The organism is Brevibacillus nitrificans (genome assembly GCF_003710965.1).
GTDB lineage: Bacteria > Bacillota > Bacilli > Brevibacillales > Brevibacillaceae > Brevibacillus > Brevibacillus centrosporus.
On sequence record NZ_RHHU01000017.1, the window covers coordinates 251,935 to 268,867 of the forward strand.

At 52.1% G+C, this 16,933-nt stretch carries 18 protein-coding genes; 11 read left to right on the top strand and 7 right to left on the bottom strand.

From position 1 onward, the window contains the following. Nucleotides 1–88: 88 nt before the first annotated feature. The 4 genes from EDM59_RS24395 to EDM59_RS24410 form a co-directional block, all read right to left on the bottom strand. Nucleotides 89–823: an amino acid ABC transporter ATP-binding protein gene (locus EDM59_RS24395; protein WP_122925987.1), complete on the bottom strand. Its 735-nt coding sequence runs from the start codon at nt 821–823 to the stop codon at nt 89–91. A gap of 29 nt (nt 824–852) precedes the next feature. Next, nucleotides 853–1,548, bottom strand: a complete 696-nt coding sequence (locus tag EDM59_RS24400) for an ABC transporter permease subunit (RefSeq protein WP_122925988.1) — start codon at nt 1,546–1,548, stop codon at nt 853–855. Then, nucleotides 1,535–2,374 (bottom strand): amino acid ABC transporter substrate-binding protein, encoded by an 840-nt coding sequence (locus EDM59_RS24405; protein ID WP_122925989.1) that lies wholly within the window; start codon nt 2,372–2,374, stop codon nt 1,535–1,537. Before EDM59_RS24405 ends, EDM59_RS24400 begins: the two co-directional genes overlap by 14 nt. A 78-nt stretch (nt 2,375–2,452) precedes the next feature. Beyond that, complete coding sequence (locus EDM59_RS24410) at nt 2,453–3,274, bottom strand: amino acid ABC transporter substrate-binding protein (RefSeq protein ID WP_122925990.1); 822 nt, start codon at nt 3,272–3,274, stop codon at nt 2,453–2,455. 256 nt (nt 3,275–3,530) lie between these two features. On the opposite strand from EDM59_RS24410, the gene EDM59_RS24415 reads away from it, so the two are divergent. From EDM59_RS24415 to EDM59_RS24435, 6 genes are all read left to right on the top strand, one after another. Further along, nucleotides 3,531–3,932 carry a hypothetical protein gene (locus tag EDM59_RS24415; RefSeq protein ID WP_122925991.1) on the top strand — a complete coding sequence of 134 codons (402 nt, stop codon included), beginning with the start codon at nt 3,531–3,533 and terminating at the stop codon, nt 3,930–3,932. Nucleotides 3,933–3,944: 12 nt separating this feature from the next. After that, a complete protein-coding gene (locus EDM59_RS24420; protein ID WP_122925992.1) occupies nt 3,945–4,883 on the top strand; it encodes an AEC family transporter in 939 nt (312 codons plus the stop codon). A gap of 77 nt (nt 4,884–4,960) precedes the next feature. Next, nucleotides 4,961–5,752, top strand: coding sequence for a protease complex subunit PrcB family protein (locus EDM59_RS24425; RefSeq protein ID WP_122925993.1), 792 nt, complete (start codon nt 4,961–4,963; stop codon nt 5,750–5,752). A 101-nt stretch (nt 5,753–5,853) separates the two neighbouring features. Continuing rightward, entirely contained in the window at nt 5,854–5,991 is a 138-nt protein-coding gene (locus EDM59_RS31205) for a hypothetical protein (protein WP_183193028.1), read from the top strand. A 168-nt stretch (nt 5,992–6,159) separates the two neighbouring features. Next, the gene (gene abc-f, locus EDM59_RS24430; protein ID WP_122925994.1) at nt 6,160–8,082 is read left to right on the top strand and encodes a ribosomal protection-like ABC-F family protein; all 1,923 of its coding nucleotides are present in this window, start codon (nt 6,160–6,162) and stop codon (nt 8,080–8,082) included. Between the two features lie 78 nt (nt 8,083–8,160). Continuing rightward, nucleotides 8,161–8,448: a hypothetical protein gene (locus EDM59_RS24435; protein ID WP_122925995.1), complete on the top strand. Its 288-nt coding sequence runs from the start codon at nt 8,161–8,163 to the stop codon at nt 8,446–8,448. 135 nt (nt 8,449–8,583) lie between these two features. On the opposite strand, the gene EDM59_RS24440 is transcribed toward EDM59_RS24435, so the two are convergent. After that, a complete protein-coding gene (locus EDM59_RS24440) occupies nt 8,584–9,753 on the bottom strand; it encodes an MFS transporter (protein ID WP_122925996.1) in 1,170 nt (389 codons plus the stop codon). A 188-nt stretch (nt 9,754–9,941) separates the two neighbouring features. On the opposite strand from EDM59_RS24440, the gene EDM59_RS24445 reads away from it, so the two are divergent. The 3 genes from EDM59_RS24445 to EDM59_RS24455 all read left to right on the top strand — a co-directional run bounded on the left by EDM59_RS24445 (nt 9,942) and on the right by EDM59_RS24455 (nt 11,280). Further along, nucleotides 9,942–10,340: a hypothetical protein gene (locus tag EDM59_RS24445; RefSeq protein ID WP_122925997.1), complete on the top strand. Its 399-nt coding sequence runs from the start codon at nt 9,942–9,944 to the stop codon at nt 10,338–10,340. After that, complete coding sequence (locus tag EDM59_RS24450) at nt 10,337–10,543, top strand: YqgQ family protein (RefSeq protein ID WP_122925998.1); 207 nt, start codon at nt 10,337–10,339, stop codon at nt 10,541–10,543. Before EDM59_RS24445 ends, EDM59_RS24450 begins: the two co-directional genes overlap by 4 nt. Nucleotides 10,544–10,683: 140 nt before the next feature. After that, nucleotides 10,684–11,280 (top strand): DedA family protein, encoded by a 597-nt coding sequence (locus tag EDM59_RS24455; RefSeq protein ID WP_122925999.1) that lies wholly within the window; start codon nt 10,684–10,686, stop codon nt 11,278–11,280. 63 nt (nt 11,281–11,343) lie between these two features. Here the strand turns inward: EDM59_RS24455 and EDM59_RS24460 are convergent, their stop codons facing one another. Both EDM59_RS24460 and EDM59_RS31210 read right to left on the bottom strand, forming a co-directional pair. Beyond that, a complete protein-coding gene (locus EDM59_RS24460) occupies nt 11,344–11,784 on the bottom strand; it encodes an NUDIX hydrolase (RefSeq protein WP_122926000.1) in 441 nt (146 codons plus the stop codon). A gap of 18 nt (nt 11,785–11,802) precedes the next feature. After that, complete coding sequence (locus EDM59_RS31210) at nt 11,803–11,958, bottom strand: hypothetical protein (protein WP_170184389.1); 156 nt, start codon at nt 11,956–11,958, stop codon at nt 11,803–11,805. A 132-nt stretch (nt 11,959–12,090) separates the two neighbouring features. Between EDM59_RS31210 and tkt the strand changes: the two genes are divergently transcribed. After that, nucleotides 12,091–14,097 carry a transketolase gene (gene tkt / locus EDM59_RS24465; RefSeq protein WP_122926001.1) on the top strand — a complete coding sequence of 669 codons (2,007 nt, stop codon included), beginning with the start codon at nt 12,091–12,093 and terminating at the stop codon, nt 14,095–14,097. A 263-nt stretch (nt 14,098–14,360) separates the two neighbouring features. After that, nucleotides 14,361–16,916 carry a PBP1A family penicillin-binding protein gene (locus tag EDM59_RS24470; RefSeq protein WP_122926002.1) on the top strand — a complete coding sequence of 852 codons (2,556 nt, stop codon included), beginning with the start codon at nt 14,361–14,363 and terminating at the stop codon, nt 16,914–16,916. Nucleotides 16,917–16,933 lie beyond the last annotated feature (17 nt).

The following is a 16,933-nucleotide window of genomic DNA, read 5'->3' on the forward strand; positions in this document are numbered from 1 at the left end:
TTTTTGTGACGACTAATCCGTTCTAGTAAAAAGACTCTGTGCCTGCAAACGGGCACAGAGTCTTTTCTGTTCTAGCGAGAGACGAGCCTTATTTCAGATGCTGCAGGAATTGGCGAGTCCTCTCTTCCCGCGGCTGGGTAAACAGCTGCTGGGGAGTGCCGTGCTCCACGATGACACCCTGGTCCATGAAAATGACCTCATCGGCGACATCCCGGGCAAAGCCCATCTCATGGGTGACGACGACCATGGTCATCCCTTCCTGCGCGAGCTCTTTCATGACCTTCAATACTTCGCCTACCAGCTCTGGGTCGAGCGCAGATGTCGGCTCGTCAAACAGCATGACTTGAGGATCCATAGCGAGAGCTCGGGCGATCCCCACCCGCTGCTGCTGCCCGCCCGATAACTGGGCAGGATAGTGGTCGAGCTTGTCACCAAGGCCGACTTTGACGAGGAGAGAGGAAGCTTTCTCTCTCGCTTTTTCCTTGCTGATCTTTTTTACGGTAACAGGTCCCTCCATGACATTTTCCAAGGCGGTCATGTGGGGGAACAGATTGTAGCTTTGAAAGACCATACCGGTTTGCTTCCGCAGGATGGGAAGAGAGGAACGCTCTACCTTTTTCGAGAAATCCAGACGGACGTCACCGATTTGAACGCTGCCGCTCGTCGGGATCTCCAAGGCATTCAGGCAGCGCAGCAGCGTGGTTTTTCCTGATCCGGATGGACCGATGATGACGACTACCTTGCCTTTGGCTACATCCAGGGAGATGCCTCGCAACACCTTCAGTTGAGCAAACTGCTTGTGCAAATCCGTAATAGAAATCATTTGAATTCACCTACTTTATATCGGGCTGCTTAAACGTAACGGTCCAGCTTGTTTTCGAGTCGGTCCTGGATGATCGACAGGATGAAGCAGATGATCCAGTAAATGAGAGCGGCCTCCGAGTAGAGGAGGAGCGGCTCATAGGTAGAAGCGACGATCTCCTGTGCTTTACGGAACATTTCCGGCACGAGGATCGCTGCTGCGAGCGAGGTGTCCTTGACCAAGCTGATAAACGAGTTGGACAACGGCGGAACCGAGACTCGTGCAGCCTGCGGCAGGATTACTCTTTGCAGGGCTTGCCGGTAGGTCATTCCGATCGAATACGCGGCTTCCCATTGACCTTTGGGGATCGACAGGATCGCGGCACGCACCACCTCGGAGGAATAGGCACCTACACTGAGCGAGAAGCCGATGATGGCGGAGGGAATCGGATCGATCATGATGCCAATACTGGGCAAACCGAAAAAGATGATAAACAACTGAACAAGCAAAGGCGTCCCACGAATAATCGAGACGTAGACACGCGCGATAGCGACCAGCGGCTTAATGCCGGAGATTCGTGCTAGAGCTGTCAAAATCGCAAGAATAAGACCGAAGAAAAACGCCACAATCGCAAGGGTCAAAGAATAGAGCAAGGCTCCTTTCACCAAAGGGAGAAAGGAGCTTTGCGCGATTGTGATCCAACGGTCCAGGCGTTCTGGATTGTCAAAAAAGTTACTGAGAGACATCTGCACCAAACCATTTCTCGGAGATTTTTTTCAGCGTGCCGTCTTTTCTCATTTCTTCAAGCGCGCTGTTGAATGCATCCACCAGCTCCGTGTTGCCTTTGCGGAACATAAATCCGTTTTCCGCGACATTCGGATCCTTGGCGATGATTTTGATCGGTGTATCTGGCTTCTGCTTCAGGAAGTCCAAAAGGGACAGACCATCGTTGATCGTAATATCCACACGTTTGGAGACGAGCAGGTCAATCGCTTGGTTAAAGCCTTCCACCCCAACGATCTCTGCGCCGTTCTTCCTCGCGATATCGGTCAGGTTGCTAGTAAGTGTTTGTGCTGCCTTCAAGCCTTTGATGTCTTCGAAGCCTTTTACGGTCGTGTTGTCTTTATGTGTCACGAGCACCGCTGTAGAAACTGTATAGGCCTTGGAGAAATCGTATTTTTCCTGACGGTCAGGACGGATGCCTACCTGGTTGGCGACCACATCAAAGCGTTTGGAATCGAGACCGGCGAACATCGCATCCCATTGTGTTTCTTGGAAAACCGGCTCCACGCCCATGCGCTTGGCAACCTCGGTTACGACTTCTACGTCATAGCCCGTCAGCTTTCCGGACGTATCGTGGAACGTAAATGGTGCGTAGGTGCCTTCCGTTCCGATCAGGAGTTTGCCGTCAGCTTTTACTTTATCCAACAAGCTTTGCTCCTTAGGTGCTTCGGCAGGAGCAGAGCTCGAAGCTTCATGATTTTGATGCGTTTGACTCGTTGTTGCTGACCCGCAACCCGCCAAGGCGAACACTAGGGTCGAGACGATGGCAGTGAATAAACTTTTTTTCATAACATAACCCCCACTAAACCGATGTGAATTAAATAAAGAAAATACTATAAGGGTTGGGTGGTTTTGTCAATGAAATGTTTATTTGGAAATATCCTCGCCAAACCACTTCTCCGAGATCTTTTTCAGCGTGCCGTCCTGCTGCATGTCATCCAGCGCTTTGCTCATCGCATCGGCCAGATCGGTGCTGCCTTTTCGGAGCATGAAAGCCGTTGGCTGACCTTCTTCACTTTTCGCGACAATTTTAATCGGAGCATCCGGTTTTTGTTTCAAATAATCGAGCACGGTCAGGTTATCGTTGAGGGAAACGTCCACGCGGTTGGAGGCAATCAGATCAATCGCTTGGTTGAAGCCTTCAACGGCAACGATTTCGGCACCATTGGAACGCGCGAGGTCTGCGTAGTTGCTGGTCATGGATTGGCCAGCCTTCAGCCCTTTGATATCTTTAAAATCTTTTACAGTGGTGTTGCTCTTATTGGTGACCAGCACGGAGTACGAATATGAATACGGCTTGGAGAAATCGTATTTTTCCTGACGATCAGGACGAACCCCTACCTGATTGGCGATTACATCAAAGCGTTTGGAATCCAGACCCGCAAACATGGCATCCCACTGTGTTTCCTGGAAAACCGGCTCTACGCCCAGGCGCTTCGCTACCTCGGAGGCGACTTCTACATCATAGCCAGTCAATGCTCCTGATTGATCGTGGAAGGTGAAGGGAGAGTATGTACCCTCTGTGCCGATGACAAGCTTTTTATCTGCTTTGACTTTTTCCAGCAGGCTCTGCGTTGCGGCTTGATCTGCCGGAGGAGTCGTATTGTTTGGCTGAGATCCGGACGTTCCACATCCTACAATTCCAAGCAGAACGCTAGATATTAAGGCGGAGTAAATGAGCTTTTTCATGATGTTGATCCCCTTTGATTATTTGGATTTTACTGATTCATAGTAATGTCGTAAATAATCTTTGTCAATTAAGAAAGTGTTAAATCCGACTTTTTTATTCGGGTTTTTGGCGCGGCCTGCTCTTTCCTTATCTAGGATGTACCACTCGAAGGAAGGTTATGTCAGGATGTTTTGTGGTTGAGCTTCCCTGGCAAGAAGCGTTACAATTAGGTACGAATTGCATGGATGAGCAGATGAGAAAAGGAGTCTTAACCCTATGTTGAACGACTGGCGTCTTTATACAGATGAGAGTGGAATCGAGCAAAAGCATGTCGCCTGGCATGAAGTATTAAAGGAAATTGCACAGCTGAATGGCAGCTCTCGCACACTGGTTCACGCCGCATACGGAGATCACGTCGATCTGGTCGTCGCGGGTGGCAACAACGGAAAAGTCCTCGTTCAATGGAAGGAGCATGAGCCTGCCGAGCAGCACTATGTTCTGGTGACGGACAAGCCCTCTGGTGTGATGTCGTCTCTCGTCATTGAAGGCAATGAAGTCACGTTTCCCGTGACGTGGTGCGTGCCGCTGGAGCAGGTCGTTCCGCTGTGTGGCGATATTTTGCGTACGTGTGATAAAGGGGAGCCTGCCCAACTGCAATGGCTGCCTGTTCAGATGTAGGCGGGAGGATATATGGAATTTCAGACGTTGACCCAATCCATTTTGATTATGGCCGTCATCATTGGCATCGGTAGCCTCATCGGTTATCGACAGCCGCTGACGGCCGATTCCCGCCAGCTTGTCATTACCATCATCGTCAATGTGGCGATGCCTTGCATTATTTTGGACGGGATTTTCCAGACGCCGATTGACAGCAATACTTTGACGCAAATTTTTTCAATATTCATCATTTCCATTCTCCTGAACTGTTTGGGTATCCTGATCGGATGGATGGGAGCGCGTACATTGCCGCTGCCGTCCAAAAAACGGCGGGAGATTGCGATTTTGTCCGCTTTGGGGAACACTGGATTTATCGGCTTGCCGCTTTGTGCCGCTTTGTTTGGGCCAAAAGGAGCGCTGCTTGCCGCCATCTTTGATGCGGGGGTGGACGTAGTTCTGTGGACTGTCGCCGTGATGATGCTGCAGGAAAAAGGAGCTTTTTCTCTGAAGGGACTAAGGACGATCATCAACATTCCGATGATCGCGATTATCCTCGGTCTCGGCTCTGCCCTGATCGGATTCGCACCGCCTGAGCCGGTCAAGCAGCTGTTCGGCACGTTGTCCAAGCTGGCTTCTCCCTTGGCGATGATGTATATTGGCATGCTGCTCCCGATGTTTTTGCGGAACAAGCCGCAGGTTTCCTTTCCGCTCCTTAGCATGCCGATTGCGATGAAGCTTTTCGTTTTTCCTTTGCTGACGGCATTTCTGCTGTCTGCTTTTGCGATTGATAAGGACATTTCCAGTGTGACGCTGATCCAGGTAGCGATGCCGACACTGACCTTGGCCTCGATTCTCTTTGGCCGCTACAAGGCAGATGAGGAAATGGGAGCGATGACCACCGTGTTCTCGACGCTTCTCGCTTTGTTGACGATCCCTGCCGTAGTATTCATGGGCAGCTGGTTCTTGCATTAAGCTGAAACGAATCCGCGTAAAAACGAGTCAAATAGGTAAGAACAGAAAAAAAGCGCAGGCGAAGGGAGGAGCAGTCAATGAAAGGAAAAGTGTGGATCGCGGCTGTATTCGGGATGCAATTGCTCGTTTCGCAGCCCCTGGGAACGGCGACTGCCGCAGAGGCGCCAGCAGCTCCGAGCATCTACGTAAACAAAGCGCAGATCCCCTTGCAGAAGAAGCCTCTTCTCGTAGATCAGCGCACGTATATTACGGCAGAGGATGCGGCGCGGATCGTGCAGGCGGATTGGAAGCTATCTGCAGGTACGGGAGTGCTGAAGCGATCGGAGAAGCTCTCGTTTACGTTTGACTTAAACGGTGGAAAGGTAGCCGTCAATGGAAAATGGATCGAGAACGGCCAAGGAGCGCTCGTGCGCAATAATCAGGTGTACCTGCCACTGCGCTGGATCGTGGAGCAGGCAGGCGGCTCTGTCGTCTGGAATCCTGAGAAAAAGGCGGTAGAGATCGTGTCTTCCAACCATGACGAAGATCTGGTTTTCCCGAAAGAGGATCAACTGACGTCAGACGAGAAAGCGTTTATCGAGAAAGTCCACAAGACGCAAGGAATTCACCAGCAAGGCCATCTCTACGTCATCGCCAGAGGAGAGTCGCCGAATCCCGGCTATAGCCTCAAGGTGACGGGTACCGAGTGGAGCTGGGAGCAGCTGCGGGTTTATGTAAAGCTGACCAAGCCAGAGCCCGGTATGATGTACCCGCAGGTCATTTCGTATCCGTACTTGGTGGCAAAAGCGGATCTTCCTCCGTACTCGACAGTGGTCTTTCTGGATGCCGACACGAAAAAACCGCTGTTTGCTTCCGAGGCGGCAGAGTAGGAGGCTGCCTGTTCCTGTGCAAGACCCGTTGTGATTTGCAGCTGTCTGTAGTATAGTGGTGGTTAGGTAAAATTTTTCCTTGGAATGGGAGGTGTAGGTACGTGTTTGGAACCGTTCACGCATGGTTTGTGGTAGAGATTACCAGTATGACGCATGATGCAGCATACAACGGGATCAGTCTGCCCATTTTTCACCATACAACTGAACGGGAATACCATCGGCGTACCATGCATCGATAAGAAACGGTTGTTTTCTTCGAGAGAAACGAGGATTTGGGTGAGGCAGCAAAGCTGTTGCCTGGCACAGCTAAACTGTTGCCTCACACTTCCTTTTTCGATGCCGCGGGCGTAGGCCTGCGGCTTTTTTGCGTTTTCACCGTTACTACCAACCCTAGGAGGAATTTTATTATGATCGTAGTTGCCGCACAGCATATTCAAAAATCGTACGGGGCAGATCCCGTTTTGCAAGACATTACACTTGAGATCAAGGCAGGAGAACGAGTCGGAATCGTCGGACCGAATGGGGCTGGGAAAACGACGCTGTTCAAGCTCTTGGCAGGAATCGAGTCGCCTGATTCGGGAGAGCTTTACCGTGCAAAGGGAACCGTATGGGCGTATTTGCCTCAGACGCCGAAGTACCCGGACCAGTGGCGGACACAGGACGTAATCGCCAGCGCATTTGAGGAAGTGATCAGGCTCCAGCAGGAATTGCGGAGTCTCGAGCAGCAGATGAGCGAGGTCTATGAATCGGCCGCGGAGCTGGAGAAGCTGATGCAGCGCTATCAGAAGCTGCAGGAGGCTTTTGAACAATTGGGCGGCTATGAGTACGAGACGACGATGGCTCAAGTCATAGAAGGGCTGCGAATAACGCCTGAGCATTTGGCGACGCCCTTTCAACTGCTCAGCGGCGGGGAAAAAACAAAAGCGGGGCTTGCCAAGCTTCTTTGCCAGCGCAGTGACGTGCTCCTGCTCGATGAGCCGACGAATCACCTGGACGTAGAATCGATGGAATGGCTCGAAGGTTTCCTGAAGGACTATCAGGGGACTGTCTTGATCATCTCCCACGATCGCTATTTTCTCGATGCTGTCGTGACCTCTGTCTACCATGTCGACGGGGGAGAGGCAGAGTATTACATTGGCAATTACAGCGCTTTTGCCAAAGAGCGAGAAGAGCGGCTGCTGCGGCAGTTTGCGGCCTATCAGGAGCAGCAAAAGCAAATTAAAAAGATGAAGGAAACAATCAAGCGCCTCAAGGAGTGGGGCAATCGCTCCAATCCACCGAACGAAGCCTTCCACCGCCGCGCGAAAAGCATGGAAAAGGCATTGGCACGGATCGAGCGAATCGACAGGCCCAAGATGGAAGCAGACCGGATGGGGCTCGCCTTTCAAAAGACGGAGCGCAGCGGGCAGGATGTGATGACGGCAGCTGGCGTCTATAAAGCATTTGGGGGCAAAGAGCTGTTTGCGGACGCGGGATTCCTGCTGCGTTACGGAGAGCGAAAAGCCTTGCTTGGACCAAACGGCTGCGGAAAATCGACGCTGATCCGGATGCTGCTTGGTGAAATGGAGCCCGATGCCGGGACGCTCAAAGTGGGCAGCAACGTAAAAGTCGGCTATTTGTCCCAGCAGGCATGGGAAGGCGACCATAATCTGCGGGTCATCGATATGTTCCGGCAGGTCGCTTTGGTCACCGAGCCGGAAGCGCGTCATTTGCTGGCACGCTTCCTCTTCTACGGCGAGCATGTATTCAAACGGGTCGGTCAGCTGAGCGGGGGAGAGCGCATGCGTCTGCGGCTGGCGCAGATGATGCATCAGGAAATCAATCTGCTCGTACTGGATGAACCGACGAACCATTTGGACATCGAAGCGCGGGAGACGCTGGAGGAGGCGCTGGCTGATTTTAGAGGCTCGTTGTTCATCGTTTCGCATGACCGCTACTTTTTGCAGAAGATGGCTGACGGCGTGTTCTGGGTCGAGGACAGACAGCTCGTCCATGACGTAGGGACGTATGAAGAGGCACGGGAAAAACGCCGGCAGCGGCAGAGTGTCAAAGAAAAAAGAGCGGCTGTCGAAACCGTAGCTGCTCCAAAGGCGAAAGCAGAGGAACCTCCTCCCCCTGCACCGAAGCGCCAGAACCCGTACAAACTGTCGGAGCTGGAGCAAAAAATAGCAAAGCTGGAAAGGGAGCGGGATGAAGTCCTGGCCCGTCTTTCAGGGGGCGAAGAAAACTACCAGCAGCTGCTCGAATGGCAAACGCAAAGCGAGCAGCTCCAGGCGCAAATCGACGAGCATTTTCAGTCGTGGCTTGCTTTGCAGGAGTCATTCGAATAAAAGGGGAAGTCATAGGCTGTCGAGGGGGAGGGCGGCCTGTATTCGTCACGATGAGATAGAGAGAAGGGAGAGCGAGTCGTGGGAGTTTTGCTAGAGCTATTGCGAATTGTGATGCTGATGATGCTGATGGGGGCGGGAATGGCTGCCCTGCTGCACCAGCTGTACGCTTCACTCGGTTTTGATTCTGTCAACGGCTGGCTTCTTGGGATCGCCGTTTACTTGTGGCTTTTCATCTTGTACCGGAACAAGTGGCAGTTTTCCGGCTGGTACAAAGGAAAGAGTAGACAGAAGCTCCCAAGGAACCTCGTTATTGGCCTTATGATTTGCTCGATTATTTTGGTTGTCCTGGCGCCGATTGCAGGATAAGGCGACAAAGAATGATGTCGAGGCGCTGGTGTCTGATGGGAAAGAGCGGCAAGTCATAGGGCCTGTGGGGAAATGAAAAAGGATAGGGAAATCAGTGCCATGACTGATCCTCCTATCCTTTTTTGTTCTCTCTTTTTACGCCTGGGCACTCGGTTCTGGCAAACGCTTGTAGCTGGTGCGGAACCACAGCAGAATCAATACCATCAACACACCGCCCAAGAGGAACGGACCACTGCTGGTGAACTGGTACACGGCGCCTCCTGCCAAGGGCCCGAGGATGCGGCCCAGGCTGTCCATGGAGCTGATCGCTCCTGTGGTGACGCCTTGTCCTTGTGTCGTGCGATGCGTAATCATCGCGGTGGCAGTGGCGCGGATCATCCCTTGTCCGGCTCCGAACAGGGAGAGGATGAGTGCCAGCACCCAGAAGTTGCCGGAGAGCGGTATCGCAAAAAAGCCGATCCCGTACAGGAGCATCCCCAGTGTCAGAACAGCGGGTTCGCCCAGCTTCTTCACCAATTTGCCGATCAGACCACCTTGTACAAAGGCGGCGATAATTCCCATCACGAGGAACATATAGCCCAGATCTTTGGAAGTAAAGCCGTAAAGATCGTTGATATACAGGGCGAATGTCGTTTCCAGGCCCGAAAAAGCGAAGGATACGATAAACAGAATTGCGTAAAGCAAGGAAAGGGAGCCAAAGAGGGAAATCATCGGGTTGCCGGCAGGCCTGGTGGCTTGTCCGGTGCGTTTTTCCTTTGGCAAGCTTTCCGGCAGCGCGAACAGGATCACAAAGAAAGTGAGCAGCGCGACGATTCCGGAAGCGAAGAACGGTACCGCAAAGCCATATCCGCTCAAAAGCCCGCCGATGACGGGACCAAACACAAAGCTGAGCCCGATGCCTGCGCCGATGATGCCCATGCCTTTGGCACGCTCTTGCGGTGGAAACAGGTCGGCGACCATAGCTGTAACGGTCGGCATGGCGGCAGCTGACACGATGCCTCCGAGTATTCGGTAGAACAACATAGCGGAATAACTCTCGGCCAAACCAAACAGGATAAAGGTGATGGAAAAGCCCAGCAAGCCAAATGCAACCAACGGCTTTCGGCCAATGCGATCCGAGAGAGCTCCCCAGATAGGAGCAAATATCAACTGCATGATGTTGTAGCTGGCGAACAGAACGCCGATTTGAAAGGATGTCGCGCCCAGCTTTTCCGCAAAGTACGGCAAGATCGGGATGATGATACCAAAGCCCAGCATGGTGAGAAAAGCAATCAAGAACAAGAGGGCAAGGTGCTTCTTATTCACGGAAAATACCTCTTTTCACACGAAATCAGTTTACATGAAAATCTGCTTACTTTTTCCACCTTACGTGAAGGGTCACGCGAAGTCAAGCGAGCGGCATGGGCATGTTCCCCACATCCATGCTATAATAGAAAAGAAAGAAGAATCGTTCAGAAAGTTGTCAAGTATATATCCATGAGGTGTTTATCTACATGTCTACTGCAATGCTGTACTACCTGGCCTGGCAAGAAGACGATTGGCTGGATGAGGTTCTCGACCGTTTTCCTGAGGTGAACGCGCTGGTGCCGACTGTAAAGACATTTGAAATGCTGGCAGAACAAAGGGAGTCGGGTGAAGTCAAGCACGCTGTACTCGTGCTGAATGCAGCGCAGGAACAGGAGCGTTGCCGCGAATTTTTGCAGCTCTGCAAGACACATGCTCAGATGTCTCGCGATCCTTTGTACATGGTCGGACTGAAACCGGAAGAAGAGGAGGCGTGGCAAGAAGCGTATCCGAACGCGAAGATCATCGTTATTACCGGCTTTGCTGTCGAGTTTGACTACGATGCCGTCCTCGCGAGGATGGAAATCGATCTGGAGGGAGCCCATTGAATTCTCGCCCGAGTGATTTCGACTTAAAAGCGTTTCTGCACCGCTTCGGTCTGTTTATTTATACAGGAGACCCCCAAGGAGATCTGCTCCTCATTGAAGACGAGATCCGCGAGCTGTATGAAATGAATCTGATCGACAAGGAAGAGTTTTTTGAAGCGATGTCTGCCGTGCGCAGCAAGCTGAAATCAATGGAAGAACGGTAAAGAGCGTGCTCACGAACGAGCACGCTTTTTCTTCGAAAGAAATTCTTCAGAAATCCTTTAGAAATTCTTAAACGTTTCTCTCCCTTTTTGAAAGGTTTCCCCTGTAGGATGAACAGAGGAAGCGAAGGGAGGGAGATTACGTGGTAGCAGGCGGCTTTCTTTCGTCATTTGTATCCGTCGTAAAAGAAATGGCTAGCAAGCTGATCCCCGATGAAATGATTGTCATTACAGCAGGCGCGCAGGTCACTCATTACGGGCAATCCGTCGGTAAAGCTTTTCTCAGCGTCTACCTGGCTGCTGTCTTTGTGCTGACGTTTTGCTACATACTCGGGGCCATCCTGGGTACGCCTGTTGCTGGATGGCTGCGCCACCGCAGGCAGTTCCCTTTCATCTGCACTCCAAGAGGGCATCAAGCGATGAACTGGATTCTCTGCCTGAGCATCTTTTTTCCGGTAGTTCGTCATGTGGTCCCGTTTCTTGCAGGGATGTATCGTTTTCGTCTGCGCCATTTTCTCCTGGTGTTTTTGCCGAGCAGCTTTCTGTGGACGCTTCATTACTTTTTGGCAGGCTACTGGATGAGTGACAAAATCGATTTGCTCGTGGCGGGCATCTACCGCTACAGCAAGATTTCCTTGGTTGGTCTCTTGATTGTGGTCGTCCTGTATGCCTTGGTACGGCATAGGATCCGCTGGGGAAGCACAGGGACAGGAGAAAAGAACCGAAGAGAATATAGCTAAAACCCCTTCACGTCACGCCGGGACGATTGTGAAGGGGTTTTTTGTGTGTACGATCATTGCTCTTCATTTTTCAAAGCCAAAGCTATCGAACCATTGCCCGCTGCGGTAGTTTGCAATTGCGCGGCGGATGTAGGGGATCACGTTTTCAGGGAGGTGATCGATGTCCATCCAGGCGAGCTCGTCACATTTGTCGGGCTCGGCATTGATGATTTCTCCCTCCCATTGACTTGCTACCAGATAGAAGTCGATGCGATCCTCGCTGGATTGTCGGTGCATGACGCCTACGACGTGCATGTTCTCGGGCGCGATTTCCACCCCGCACTCCTCCCGACACTCGCGAATAGCTGCAGCCACCACTTCCTCATTTCTCTCTACATGTCCTGCAGGTACGCTGTAGTTGCCGTCCTCATAGCCTGTGTTGTATCTGCGCAGCAGCAGAATTTCAGTCCCTTTCAAGAAAAAAACATGCACGGCAACCGGCATGGTGTACCATCTTGAGCTCATACGCTTCCTCCGTTTTCCTCAGCCTTCCTCAGGGCGGTGATTTTCGGCTGCCTTCTTGCGGCGCTCCATCCGATTTTTTTTCAAAATGGGCGAGCTCGCCATCGCGGCAAACAGCATCCCGAAACCAGCCAGCGCCAGGACAATCCCGATAATCAGATACATAGTCGATGACATAATAGGGCCTCCTAAATTCAAGAGCAAATATGATTGCAGAGAGGAACTTGTGCTATAATTGGTCAGTATGTTTTATCCGTTCTCACGTACTCACAAAAACGTTTTCCAAAAAAGCAAGGAGGATTTTGCGAGATGACTCAGCATACGTCTGTTGATCAGGTAGCGATCAATACAATCCGCACACTGGCAATTGATGCAATCGAAAAGGCCAACTCTGGCCACCCAGGAATGCCGATGGGGGCAGCTCCTATGGCACATGTTCTGTGGAGCCGTTTTATGAAGGTAAATCCGAGCAATCCGCAATGGATCGATCGTGACCGTTTCGTGCTCTCGGCAGGACATGGTTCTATGCTATTATACTCGATGTTGCATCTGATGAAATACGATGTTTCTCTGGAAGACTTACATAATTTCCGTCAATGGGGCAGCAAAACACCTGGGCACCCGGAATTCGGGCATACCGCTGGTGTGGACGCAACCACGGGTCCTTTGGGACAAGGGATCGCGATGGCAGTCGGTATGGCGATGGCGGAAAAACACATGGCAGCCGTCTACAATCGCGACAGCTTTGACATCGTAAACCACTATACTTATGTCATTTGCGGTGACGGGGATTTGATGGAGGGCGTGTCGAGCGAGGCTTCCTCTCTGGCAGCTCACCTGAAGCTGGGTAAAATGATCGTGCTCTACGATTCAAATGACATTTCTCTTGATGGCGAGCTGTCCCGTTCCTTCTCGGAAAACGTTGCACAGCGCTACCAAGCGTACGGCTGGCAATACCTGCGTGTAGAAGACGGCAATGATCTGGCAGCGATTGAACAGGCGATCGCAGAAGCGAAGCAAGATCTGGATCGCCCTACCTTGATCGAAGTCAAAACGGTCATCGGCTACGGAAGCCCGAACAAAGGCGGCTCCAGTGCTTCTCACGGCGCTCCTTTGGGCAAAGAGGAAGTGAAGCTGACCAAGCAAAACTACGCGTGGACGCATGAAAATGAATTCCACGTTCCAGAAGAAGTAACGGAGTTCTTCGCTGGCCTGGCTGACCAGGGAGCAAAAGCGGAAGCAGCTTGGAAGGACCAGTTTGCTGCATATGCGAAGGCATACCCTGAGCTGGCACAGCAGTTCCAGACAGCAGCAGAAGGAAAGCTGCCAAGCGGTTGGGACGCAAACCTGCCAGCGTACGAAGTAGGCGCAAAGCTGGCTACGCGTGTGGCATCTGGAAACGCGATCAACGCGCTGGCAAACAGCGTCCCGTTCTTCCTCGGAGGTTCCGCTGACCTGGCTCACTCCAACAACACCGTGATCAAAGAAGCAGGCAACTTCCTCCCTGGCAGCTACGACGGCCGCAACATCTGGTTTGGTGTACGTGAGTTTGCGATGGGGGCTGCCTTGAACGGTATGGCGCTCCATGGCGGCGTAAAAGTATACGGGGGGACCTTCTTCGTATTCTCTGACTATGTACGCCCAGCGATCCGCCTGTCTGCCTTGATGAAGCAGCCGGTTGTGTACGTCTTTACCCATGACTCCATCGCAGTTGGCGAGGATGGACCTACGCATGAGCCGATCGAACAGCTGGCTTCCCTGCGTGCGATGCCAGGCTTGACGATCCTGCGCCCGGCAGATGCAGTAGAAACGAACGAAGCGTGGAAATACGCGGTGTCCCGTACCGATGAGCCCGTGGTACTCGTGCTGACTCGTCAAAACCTGCCTGTTCTGCCGGAAACGCTGGAAAAGGCATCGGAAGGCGTAACGAAAGGAGCTTACGTATTGGCGGATGCTCCAAGCGGCAAGCCACAGCTGATCCTGCTCGCGACTGGCTCCGAAGTATCGCTGGTGATGCAAGCTCGTGAACAGCTGCAAGCCCGTGGCATCGAAACGCGCGTCGTGTCCATGCCAAGCTGGAACCTGTTTGAGCGTCAAACGGCGGAATACCGTGAGTCTGTTCTTCCAAAAGAGGTAAAAGCGCGCGTTGCCGTGGAAATGGGATCGCCAATGGGTTGGGAGCGTTACGCCGGAGATGGTGGAAAAGTCATCGCCATCAACCAGTTCGGCGCATCCGCACCTGGGGACCGCATCATGAAAGAGTACGGCTTTACCGTAGAAAATGTAGTTGCCCAGGCAGAAGAACTGCTGAAGTAAAACGACTTATATAGAAGAAACGGCCTATCTTCCTCTCCTGGGAGATAGGCTTTTTCCAGTACTATGAAGCCACAGCGCAAGCAAACAGTGGTACTATAGGTACCATTGGCGGCCGGGGGAGGCATGTCCTATTCAAGTTTTCGAAATGCTGATGACAAACAAGAACGATTGTGGAATGATAGACACGTGCCAAAAGCCAGAAACTTTTTCGAAATGTATCCGTCTATAACAAGTGGGGGAGAGAGAAAATCAGGAGGTAAGAAATGGCAACAAAAGCCAAGAAGAAAGTCAGGAAGAAAAAGAACAGCTTGCTGATGATTGCCGTATCGTTCGCAATCTTCCTGATTCTCAGCGTCATCGGGGGATATTTTGCCCTGTTGTACGCGGGAGATCGAATGATTGCGGAAAATGAACAGAAACTGAAGGATCTGAAAGCAGAACCAACCGTCATATATGACAAGAACGGCGATGAGATGACGAGTCTCATTCGTGAAAAGAACCGTCATTACAAGCCGATCAATGAAATGCCGAAAGTGCTGATCGACGCCTTCCTTACTGTCGAAGACCAACGCTTTTACGAGCACAAAGGAATAGATATGATCCGGATCGGCGGCGCCATCGTCAATGACATCAAAAAAGGATCATTGGCAGAAGGCGGAAGTACCATCACTCAGCAGTTGGCCAGAACTGTATTCCTCACGATGGATCAAACCTTTTGGAGAAAAACGAAAGAGATGAGCATTGCCATCGGACTTGAGCGCAGATACTCCAAAGATCAGATCCTCGAGATGTACTTGAATCGTGTGTACCTAGGTGAAGGGGAATTCGGTGTCGAGGACGCAGCCAACTTTTACCTTGGCAAGTCCGTTAGCGATCCGAAGTTTAATGCAGCGGACGCGGCGACACTGGCAGCGATTCCGAAGTCACCGACCTATTATAGCCCGTTCAACTATCCGGATAGGGCAAAAGAGCGGCGAGACACGATCCTTCGACTGATGATGGAGGAAGGGATCCTCACGCAGGAGCAAAAGGAACAAGCGCAAGCGCAGCCGCTCCCGACAGAACCAACGGAAACTGCGGGTGCAAGCCTGAAAAAGGGCTATCGCGCTTACTTCGATCAGATGGTTGACGAAGCAGAAGCTCGCTACGGCGTGACAGAAGAAGAATTGTACCGTGGCGGCTGGGAAGTCTATACGACCTTCGACCCCAAAATACAGGACGCGATGGTAGATCAGTACGCCAACGCGAAAAACTTCCCCAAAGACGGAGCGAAGCGCGGCGTAGAATCTGCGATGATCGTCGTCGACGCCAAAAACGGCGGGATCGCTGGAATGGTCGGCGGCCGGAATTACGCGGCAAAGGGCTTTAACTATGCAACAGATATGCAGCGACAGCCGGGTTCGTCTTTTAAACCGCTCGCGGTATATGCACCAGCGATTGATTCAGACAGCCGCTGGGAATCGAACTCGTCGCTGAGCAACAAAAAGCAGAGCTTCAATGGCTATGAGCCGCGCAACTACAACAATAAGTACAGTGAAACAGTCAGCATGAACCGCGCTCTGATCGACTCCCTCAACGTGCCAGCTGTTTGGCTGTTGAACGAGATCGGGGTCAGCACGGGGATCGACTACTTGAAGAAATTCGGAATCGAGCTCGCTCCAGAAGACCGCAACCTGGCAATCGCATTGGGTGGTTTGAGCAAAGGGACGTCCCCACTGAAAATGGCGCAAGCCTACACCGCGTTTGTCAACGGTGGTGTGATGTCGGAAGCGCACTCGATCAGCAAGATTACCAATAAAAGCGTAGGCGTGGAGCGCGTCTACGAGGTCAAACAGACAGAAGTTCTAAAGCCGCAGTCTGCCTGGGAAGTGCACTCCATGCTGGAGCGTGCTGTTCAGGAAGGGACAGGGAAAGCGGCTCGCATTTCGGGTCGTCACGTAGCTGGGAAAACAGGAACGACACAATCGATCGCAGGCGGCAGCGATGTCAACAAGGACGCCTGGTTCGTCGGCTACACCCCAGAATATGTAGGGGCTGTCTGGATGGGCTTTGACCCTGAGGACAAACAGCACTTGATGCGCCAAGGCAGCAGCTTGACGGCGCAGATGTTCTCCAAAGTACTGGCGGAAGGACTGAAAGGCGTCAAATCCACCGACTTTGTGAAACCAGGCGGCGTACAAGAGGAACAGAAGCAGGAAGAGACCCAGCCGCCGCTGCAGCTGGCAGCTGACATGACGCTCGACAATGGCAAGCTTAAAGCCGTATTGAGCTGGATTGGTGGCTCACCGGAATACACGTATGACGTATATCGCGTCTTGCCAAACGGAGAGCGTCAACTGATCGCGTCCGGTATGAAAGAAACGGTTTTCGTGGACGTTCTGGACACAACTACTCCTTACAAGTACGTCGTTGTTCCTCGAAACGAGGACGGAGAAGAAGAGGCACCTTCCAATGTGGCTGAGATCAGTACGACACAGCTGGAGAACCTGCTGAATGCTGGGGAGGACGCCGGGAATTATGAAGGCGACAACAGCGTTCCTGCCGAAGAAGGAGATGGCAATCCGGAAGAGGATCAGCCAAGCGACAATGGGAACAGCGAAAATAGCGGCCAAGGAGAAAATCCTTCCAATGGTCAAGGTCAAGGAAATCCGGGAAATCAAGGAAACCCATCGAATCCGGCAGATCCGTCCCTACCACCGCCAGATATCGCAAATCCAGGTGCTGGACAGTCCAATCCTCCGTCCCAAGGGATTGAGCTTCCTCCGCCACCACCGGATCAGGATAGTCAAAACCCAGGTGTGAATGGCACCAACGGTTAATATTTGGAATAAGATGA

Bases quoted from the DNA above. Each gene is read 5' to 3' on its own strand.
- EDM59_RS24470 (WP_122926002.1), top strand. From the start codon at position 14,361: ATGGCAACAAAAGCCAAGAAGAAAGTCAGGAAGAAAAAGAACAGCTTG.
- EDM59_RS24415 (WP_122925991.1), top strand. From the start codon at position 3,531: ATGTTGAACGACTGGCGTCTTTATACAGATGAGAGTGGAATCGAGCAA.
- EDM59_RS24460 (WP_122926000.1), bottom strand. From the start codon at position 11,784: ATGAGCTCAAGATGGTACACCATGCCGGTTGCCGTGCATGTTTTTTTC.
- EDM59_RS24410 (WP_122925990.1), bottom strand. From the start codon at position 3,274: ATGAAAAAGCTCATTTACTCCGCCTTAATATCTAGCGTTCTGCTTGGA.
- EDM59_RS24445 (WP_122925997.1), top strand. From the start codon at position 9,942: ATGTCTACTGCAATGCTGTACTACCTGGCCTGGCAAGAAGACGATTGG.
- EDM59_RS24425 (WP_122925993.1), top strand. From the start codon at position 4,961: ATGAAAGGAAAAGTGTGGATCGCGGCTGTATTCGGGATGCAATTGCTC.
- EDM59_RS31210 (WP_170184389.1), bottom strand. From the start codon at position 11,958: ATGTCATCGACTATGTATCTGATTATCGGGATTGTCCTGGCGCTGGCT.
- EDM59_RS24405 (WP_122925989.1), bottom strand. From the start codon at position 2,374: ATGAAAAAAAGTTTATTCACTGCCATCGTCTCGACCCTAGTGTTCGCC.
- EDM59_RS24395 (WP_122925987.1), bottom strand. From the start codon at position 823: ATGATTTCTATTACGGATTTGCACAAGCAGTTTGCTCAACTGAAGGTG.
- EDM59_RS24420 (WP_122925992.1), top strand. From the start codon at position 3,945: ATGGAATTTCAGACGTTGACCCAATCCATTTTGATTATGGCCGTCATC.
- abc-f (WP_122925994.1), top strand. From the start codon at position 6,160: ATGATCGTAGTTGCCGCACAGCATATTCAAAAATCGTACGGGGCAGAT.
- tkt (WP_122926001.1), top strand. From the start codon at position 12,091: ATGACTCAGCATACGTCTGTTGATCAGGTAGCGATCAATACAATCCGC.
- EDM59_RS24400 (WP_122925988.1), bottom strand. From the start codon at position 1,548: ATGTCTCTCAGTAACTTTTTTGACAATCCAGAACGCCTGGACCGTTGG.